The sequence below is a fragment of the Novosphingobium capsulatum NBRC 12533 genome (assembly GCF_001598375.1).
Classification (GTDB): Bacteria; Pseudomonadota; Alphaproteobacteria; order Sphingomonadales; family Sphingomonadaceae; genus Novosphingobium; species Novosphingobium capsulatum.
Genome location: NZ_BCYV01000060.1, coordinates 1 through 1,167 on the forward strand (window position 1 = coordinate 1; position 1,167 = coordinate 1,167).

At 56.9% G+C, this 1,167-nt stretch carries 1 protein-coding gene; it reads right to left on the reverse strand.

Going from position 1 to position 1,167, the window contains the following annotated elements:
- Positions 1 to 14 precede the first annotated feature (14 nt).
- Entirely contained in the window at positions 15 to 953 is a 939-nt protein-coding gene (locus tag SCA01S_RS21540; protein ID WP_062788864.1) for an IS110 family transposase, read from the reverse strand.
- Positions 954 to 1,167 lie beyond the last annotated feature (214 nt).

Here is a 1,167-nt window from a genome sequence, read left to right on the forward strand (position 1 = left end):
AGTATCCGTCTTGGTCAAGGGCGAACAGGTTGCCAATCGCGTCCTTCACGCAACAACGTGTTTGCCAGAACGATGATGCGCCGCATGACGGCGGTGATAGCCACCTTCTTTGCTTTCCCTGCATTTACGAACTGCTGATATTTGTCACGGAAATCATGATTGAAGCGAATGGCAACCAACGCAGGCATGTAAATTGCCCGTCGAAGTAATGCCCTACCACCAATAATCCGCTCTTTGCCTTGCCACTTGCCTGACTGTTGCGTCATAGGCGCAAGCCCAGCCAGAGCGGCGATCTTTTTGCTGTCGAGATGTCCAAGCTCTGGCATGTCGATCACCAACGTGGTCGCGGTCAATCTGCCGATCCCGGGAATGGTCATGAGGCGTCTGATGCGCTCATCAAGGGTGCCACGCTGCTGAGCGATCTGCGCAATCACTTGATCCAGGGCTTTGATGTCCGTGTCGATGTCATCGATCCGGCGGCAAAGTTGGTCCTTCACAAGCGGGTTGCTCGCTGTGGCGAGACGCGTCTTTGCGGTGATCTGATCTTTGACCATGGCCCGCCTAGCTGTCAGCAACTCTCTGAGATCATGAACATCTTCGCCTTCAATGCCTTGTGGGGCCAGATCAAGGACCACGCCCATTCGTGCCAACATCCTGGCATCAACGCTGTCGGTCTTGGCCAGACGGCCGATAGCCTGAGCAAAGCGCCGCGCTTGCTTCGGATTGACCTTGATGAAAGGCTGCCCCGCCAAGCTGAGGTATCGTTCAAGCCCACGATGATATGCGCCGGTCGCCTCGAAAACGACCAACACCCCCTTATTCTTACCCAGCCATGTGCATAGCTGGGCGAAACCCTCAACCGTGTTGGGCAGGCTGAGTGCTGCGTCTTGGGAATGCCAAAACGCATCCAGGCGGTCTTTCGACACGTCGATCCCGATGGTATCCTTGGCCATCTCTTCTTTCTACCTTTGCTTGTCGTTCGGGCCCGGAGCCCACGTATCCGTTCAGGTCGTAAGAAAAGACGGAGGCTCGCCAAACTCGACCGCGGTCCTGCAAGACCAAGCTCCGCACGGCGCCGCCTCCGCCACAACCCGGCACCGCAGCTGCGGTGCCGGGTTGTGGCTCCCTTTTGCCTCAGGAGCCGGGAATTCTCATAAGACAAGCTCC